At 56.2% G+C, this 6272-nt stretch carries 8 protein-coding genes; 4 read left to right on the top strand and 4 right to left on the bottom strand.

Annotated features, from left to right (window positions below; translation table 11 throughout):
• Nucleotides 1-54 precede the first annotated feature (54 nt).
• The 3 genes from JCM12296_RS17160 to JCM12296_RS17150 all read right to left on the bottom strand — a co-directional run bounded on the left by JCM12296_RS17160 (nt 55) and on the right by JCM12296_RS17150 (nt 2604).
• Nucleotides 55-804: a DUF364 domain-containing protein gene (locus JCM12296_RS17160; protein ID WP_054695681.1), complete on the bottom strand. Its 750-nt coding sequence runs from the start codon at nt 802-804 to the stop codon at nt 55-57.
• Nucleotides 805-901: 97 nt separating this feature from the next.
• Nucleotides 902-1930 (bottom strand): molybdopterin-binding protein, encoded by a 1029-nt coding sequence (locus JCM12296_RS17155; RefSeq protein ID WP_157067689.1) that lies wholly within the window; start codon nt 1928-1930, stop codon nt 902-904.
• Between the two features lie 62 nt (nt 1931-1992).
• Nucleotides 1993-2604, bottom strand: coding sequence for an FmdE family protein (locus JCM12296_RS17150; protein WP_054695677.1), 612 nt, complete (start codon nt 2602-2604; stop codon nt 1993-1995).
• Between the two features lie 403 nt (nt 2605-3007).
• On the opposite strand from JCM12296_RS17150, the gene JCM12296_RS47625 reads away from it, so the two are divergent.
• Genes JCM12296_RS47625 through ahbA form a run of 4 tightly spaced genes read left to right on the top strand, consistent with a single transcriptional unit; the run spans nt 3008 to nt 5793 of the window.
• Nucleotides 3008-3403, top strand: a complete 396-nt coding sequence (locus JCM12296_RS47625) for a cytochrome c biogenesis ResB family protein (RefSeq protein WP_172683945.1) — start codon at nt 3008-3010, stop codon at nt 3401-3403.
• Nucleotides 3400-4428, top strand: coding sequence for a cytochrome c biogenesis ResB family protein (locus JCM12296_RS47620; protein WP_306304063.1), 1029 nt, complete (start codon nt 3400-3402; stop codon nt 4426-4428). Before JCM12296_RS47625 ends, JCM12296_RS47620 begins: the two co-directional genes overlap by 4 nt.
• A 55-nt stretch (nt 4429-4483) precedes the next feature.
• Complete coding sequence (gene ccsB / locus JCM12296_RS17135) at nt 4484-5323, top strand: c-type cytochrome biogenesis protein CcsB (RefSeq protein ID WP_054695666.1); 840 nt, start codon at nt 4484-4486, stop codon at nt 5321-5323.
• The gene (gene ahbA, locus JCM12296_RS17130) at nt 5320-5793 is read left to right on the top strand and encodes a siroheme decarboxylase subunit alpha (RefSeq protein WP_246804458.1); all 474 of its coding nucleotides are present in this window, start codon (nt 5320-5322) and stop codon (nt 5791-5793) included. Before ccsB ends, ahbA begins: the two co-directional genes overlap by 4 nt.
• Before the next feature lie 65 nt (nt 5794-5858).
• On the opposite strand, the gene JCM12296_RS17125 is transcribed toward ahbA, so the two are convergent.
• Nucleotides 5859-6263 carry a response regulator gene (locus JCM12296_RS17125; protein WP_054695663.1) on the bottom strand — a complete coding sequence of 135 codons (405 nt, stop codon included), beginning with the start codon at nt 6261-6263 and terminating at the stop codon, nt 5859-5861.
• Between the last annotated feature and the right edge of the window lie 9 nt (nt 6264-6272).

Genomic DNA, 6272 nt, shown 5'->3' with positions numbered 1-6272 from the left:
TACCTTGAATCAGATCAATCGGACGCCGAGGGAATACTAACGGAGACGAATCCGTCAACCGATCAGTTGGTACACCTTGCGGCTGATGGTCTTCAGCGAATGGGTACCGCCGCCATGGCGAACCATTTTAAGGGTTTGGGGCAGGTCGGTAATGGCCGTGCCGGCCAGCATGTGGACCGGCAGGTGATTGAATGCCACGGGGAGCATGGGCGTGCTCGGTCCCAGGATGACCGCTTTGAGGCGGGGGCCGGCGTGCAGGAGGACCTCTTCGGTGCTGTTGTTGATGATGCTGGTAGCGGTGAGGAGCAAAACGTCGGCCCAGTCGGAAAGTTGGCGGTAAAACTTTTGTTTGTCGCCGATGGCACGGTTATCGTCGACGATCGACAGCGGCACGCCATGGGATTCTAAAAACCTTACCAGCGGTGGAAAGTAACCCACCATGGCCACCCGGGCACCGGAGAGGATGCCGAAACGATCGAACAGGATGGTGTTGCCGACGTCCTGCGGCTGGCTTAACGCCGTTGCGTTGTTCAGGGCATTGATCAGAGCCACGGCGATGGTACGGGCCATGGGATCGGCGGAAAAAATCGACGGCAACAACGCCATGGCCGGCTGATCTTCATAGTCGGGGATATCGAAATTTCCCGACATGCAATTGTTTAGGGAAATCCCCGTGGCGGCGATGCCGATGCCGCCATCCGAGGTGGTGACCGCCGTGTAGCCCAGGCCGATGCAGACCTGGGTAACATGCACGGCGGCCGCTGATTCGGCGATGCAATCAAACAGCTTTTGGTTCAGTTCCATGGGTAACGAATAGCCAACGGATCATTTTCCGAGATCTGACCCGAAAGTCCTCGGAAACCGGTAATGGTATCAACGCAATGGCGAGCGCGCGCCGTGTTCAGCGGGCCTTGCCCATTGAACATGCCGGGTAGCGGCAGACCGGGCATTCCAGGCACATGCCACCCACGGCAAAGTGTGCCAAGTCGCGGTCGTCCAGCCGCTCACCGGCGAGCAGCCGGGGAAGCACCAGATCGAACACCGTGGTTTTGTGGTGCAGGCCGCAAGCCGGGATGCCCGCGATGGGCAAATCGCCCATGTAGGCAATCTGGAACATGGCTCCGGGAAGGACCGCCGCGCCATAATAGAGGCTGTCCGCACCGGCCTGGCGGATACCATGGCGGGTGACGTCGTCCGGGTCGACCGACATGCCCCCGGTGGTAATGATCATATCCGTGTCGTTGGCGGCAAAGCGGCGGACCGTATCGGCGATGACTTCGACGTCATCAGGCAGGATCACCGTCTCTTCCAGCGTGGCGCCAAAGGCGGAAAGCTTCTCTTTGACAATCGCCTCGAAACGATCCTCGATCAATCCCTCATAAACCTCATTGCCGGTGATGATCAGGCGAATCTTTTTGCGATGGTAGGCTTTGATGCTGAAAATGGGCGCCTTTTCACGGGCCAGGTCCACGGCCTGGTCCAGTACGGAACGCTGGATGACCAGCGGGATGGCCCGCGTGCCGGCGACGATCTGACCTTTGGTGACCGGCACGTTGTTGTGCATGGAGGCGCACATGACGTCCGGGATCATATTGAAGTCTTCCAGGGCTTGCACGTTGATTTTCAGCAGACCGGTATAGGCGGCCCGAAGTTGCAGCTTTCCCTCCTCGGGGGACCCGCTGAACGTCACTCCCGGACCGGCCAGAGCCGATGCCAGCTCCACGACCGCATCATCTTCATGGACTTGGTCCGCGTTCAGATCGAGAACGTAGAGGTGCCGTTTGCCGAGACGCATGAGGCGGCAGACATCCGTCTCTTCCACCTTATGCCCCTTGCGGAAGGACGCGCCCTTATATTCGCCGGGGCGGACTTCGGTGATGTCGTGGGCCAGGCGCGTGCCAATGGCCTCTTCAACCTTGATTTTGTTCATTCCACCGTTCCATTGGCGGTTTCGGGAATTTTCGCACATGTCCATGTTCCTTTACTGAGGCATTAAGCGATTTTCTGTTGTACGTTGGCTTCCAGCTGCTGATAGTAGGGGCCATAGGCGCAGGATTGGCAAAGCACCTTGCCGTTGAGAAGGACTTCTTTCTTGTCCCGGACCATGATGCCGCAGGATTCGCAGCGCACCTTGAACCGGGTGGGGCCGGGCATGTCGTGGACGGGAACATCCACCTGAACCGGCATGATGTCGAACAAAACATTGTCGGGCATTCTTTTATAGGCCGCAACTTGCTGCTGGCGGGGATCGGTGATCTCCGGCGCGTATTCATGGATCCGCTCCCGGGAGGATTCCGTAGAGACAATGCGGTAGGCAATCCCACTTTCCAGATTGACAAACGTGGCCGCCATGATGCCGTTATCCACAAACTTCAGGGAGCGCCGGCCCAGCTTGACACCGGTGACGTAAGAGATGGCATCCGTGGCACAGCGATCGATTTCAACATAGACGATGAGTTTTTTGATTTGGGGGAGCTGGCTGGGGTTGTCCAGACCGATGAGATCGCAGCCCAACATAGCCATGCGAACGCCCACCACCTGTCCGGCGCACAGATGGCCGTGGGCTTTGGCCGATCCTTCGAGCAGGGTTTCGAAATCTTCCATGTCGTTCTCCATGTCGTTGGAATGTTCTCTTTATTATGTTCTGTTTAGCATAGCCAGATGTAAAAAGAAAATCTTTTTTGATGGCGGGTCCCCCTCGGCAGCACCCCTTCGTGGACGCATGCTGGGGCCCTTTGGAGCATATGATCAATCGATAACTTTGTGCTTTTATACGCCTTCCATTTCTGTCAAAATAAGGCGCAAAAAAAAAAGGTAAAGAGCGAAAAAAGGGGCCGACTTTACATCGGCAGCGCCGCGCATTAGTTTACCCACTGTTGTGTCATGACCATCCGATGCCCTGGCTCGGCAGGACAGAAGGTGCCGGTTTTTACGCAATGTGGCTTCGATCGCCACCGATGCCGCTCATTTTCGCTTGGTTTACTCAGTGTTTTGCCTGGAGGCGTTTTTGAAGACTGCGAATCCGTTTTGGAAGTTCTTTTGCTCGGTTCAACTGACTATTGTGCTTTTGCTTTCCCTGGCGGCCACGTCGATCATCGGGACACTGATCCCCCAGAACCAAAATCCCGAGGCGTATATCCAGGCCTACGGTGCCTTTCGCTACCAACTGCTCAATGTCCTGGGGCTTCTCGATATGTATCACTCCTGGTGGTTCCAGGGCCTGATGATGTTACTGACCATCAACATTGTGGTCTGTTCCATCGATCGGCTCCAAGGCAGTTGGAAACTGATTTTCAACCGTCATCCTATCGTTCGGCCGGAGCGTTTTTCCAAACGGGCCGATGCCCGTACCTTGAACGATAAACGGGATGTGGACGACCTGGTTCGGGTCTATGAACCCTGATCACGCATCGCTACCGACATTGCCAGGTCATTCGCAACGATGATGGGGCGGTCATTTATGGAGAGAAAGGGCGCCTTTCGCGCCTGGGGGTTTATATCGTCCATCTGAGCGTGATCTGCCTCATCCTGGGCGGACTGGTGGGCTCGTTTTTCGGCTTTGAAGCCTTTGTCACGATTCCCGAAGGCGAGGCGACCGACGTGGTGCGGATTCGCAACACGGGCGCGCTCCACCGCCTCGATTTTCAAATCCGTTGCGATGACTTCAACCTGACCCTCTACAAGAATGGCGCTCCCAAGGAATACCGCTCGACCTTGACGATTCTGGAGGGTGGCAAGCCTGTCCTTCAAAAGGATATCATTGTCAATGACCCCCTGCGATACCGCGGCATCAATATCTTTCAGTCCAGCTACGGACAGCTGCCGCCCGAGCAGGTGTCCCGACCGGCGGCTCCGGCACCCGGACCGGCTGACAGCTACACGCTCAGCTTTACCTCCAAGTCCTCGGGGATGAGCTATACCCGTTCGGTGAAGGTGGGCATGCCGGTGGATATCCCCGAGGGGCTGGGCCAATTCCTGCTCGTGGGTTACGAAGCCAACGCGGTCTTTCGCGGAATGGCGGTGGGGGCGGCGCTCAAGGGCCTTCTCACCCCTCCTGGCGGGCAGGCGGTGGAGGTGCTGCTGCCCCTTAAGTTTGCCAATTTTGACAAGATGCGGGGCGGCGCGGTGGTGATTTCCGTAATCGGCTCCCCCGAGATGCCTGGGCCAGCCGCCAAACCTGCCGAACCGCGCTACTACACCGGGTTGCAGGTTACCCGTGATCCCGGCGTCGGGCTGGTCTATTTTGGTTTTGTGATGATGATCGCCGGCTGCTTCGTGACCTTTTATCTCTCCCATCAGCAGGTCTGCATTGTCTTGGAACGACGTCAGAAGACCAGCCGGGTAATCCTTGCCGGTGTCACCAACCGGAACAAATTGGCCATGCAGAATGTCATTGAGAAAATCTTCGGGACCATGACGAAGGCCTAGGCAAAACCATCGATCGTCATCGGTCCATCCATTTCAAAGGAGATTGTTGCCGACCATGAGCAGTTCAGCGTTACTTTCCATTGCAACGTTCGTTTATGGCCTGGCCGCCTTTTTCTACCTGGCGGCGTTGATTTTCAGAAAATCCCGATTGACCCTGGTGGCCCGCTGGATCGTTGTGGCCGCCGTGTTGATCACCACGATGGGAATTTTGTTGCGCTGGGTGGAATCCTATCAAATGGGTATCGGACACGCGCCGCTTTCCAATTTGTATGAATCGCTGGTCTTCTTTTCCTGGACCGCCGGCCTGATCTACCTCTTCATGGAGCTTAAGTACAAGAAAGCGCTGATCGGCGCCTTTGTCACCCCCATCGCTTTCCTGGCCATGGCCTACGCATCCCTGTCGCCGAATATCAGTGACCGTATCCAACCGTTGGTGCCGGCCCTGAAAAGCAACTGGCTGATCGCCCACGTGGCCACCTGCTTTTTCGGCTATGCCGCCTTTGCCGTCGCCTTCGGCGTCAGTATCATGTACCTGATCAAGGCGCGCAACCCAGAGAAAACGTCGGGTATCCTTGGCCACATCCCGCGTCTCGAGGTGCTTGATGAATTGACCCATCGGATGGTGTTGTTCGGCTTCCTGTTCCTCACTGCGGGAATCATCACCGGCGCGGTTTGGGCCAACTCGGCATGGGGCAGCTACTGGTCCTGGGACCCCAAGGAAACCTGGTCGCTGATCACCTGGTTTGTCTATGCCACGCTGCTGCATGCCCGACTGATGCGCGGATGGCAGGGAAAGCAGATCGCCTATCTTTCCGTTTTGGGATTTTCCGCAGTGTTGTTTACCTATTTCGGGGTCAACCTTCTACCCGGGTTGCACAGCTACGGAAAAGTATGAAAGGTGTCGGTATGGAAATCGTGCTGGACGAACTGGACAAGGCTATCCTCAATCGGATTCAGACCCGTTTTCCCCTCTCCCCGCAGCCATTCGCGGTCATTGGTGAGGAGCTGCAGGCATCTGAGGCCGTTGTTATCGAACGGGTTGCGCGGCTTAAGGAGAGTGGCCTCATCCGTCGGATTGGCGGCAATTTTGTTCCCGGCAAGGTGGGTTTCGTGAGCACCCTGTGTGCGGCAAAGGTACCCGAAGAGAAGTTGGAGCTGTTTGCTCGGACGGTCAACACCTTCCCCGGTGTCACCCATAATTACCTGCGGGAAAATGCCTACAATGTGTGGTTTACTTTTATTGCGCCATCCATGACGTGCATCGTCGAGAACCTGTCGATGATTGCCCGCAAGACCGGTGTGACACGAATACTCAATTTGCCGGCCACCCATGTTTTCAAAATAAAAGCAAAATTCGATGTCTGAGCGTATATGGGGATACCTGTGGCGCGCATTGCCGGAGCTTGACGTGTGTGTTTTGGCGGGGCTGTTCACGCATCCTTGGTGAAAACGGCTTCGATCTTTGCGGAAAGGTCGGCTATCTGGTAGGGTTTCTGAATTACCGACGCGGGTGAGTCGCTTTCAAATTGGCTCATCACTTGATCGACGCTCAATCCGCTGGCGAGGATGATCGGCAGATGGGGGCTCAATTCGCGTAAAGCGGTGAAGGTTGCCTTGCCGTCCATGCCCGGCATGGTCAGATCCAAGACCACACAACCAATGAATTCCCGGTACTGATTGAACTGCTCGATGGCCTCCTCGCCGCTCAGGGCAGTCACGACCTGATGCCCCAGACGCTGAAGTATGGCTTTGCCCACCTCCAGAACCATTTTTTCATCATCCACCAAAAGCACCGTCCGGCAATGCGATGCATCACCGTGGGGGTTGATATTCATTTTTATGTC

Source organism: Desulfosarcina cetonica JCM 12296, from assembly GCF_001311845.1.
In the GTDB taxonomy this organism is placed as follows: Bacteria; Desulfobacterota; Desulfobacteria; order Desulfobacterales; family Desulfosarcinaceae; genus Desulfosarcina; species Desulfosarcina cetonica.
Note: the sequence above shows the minus strand (reverse complement) of the source record. Positions and strands in the feature narration are given on the sequence as shown.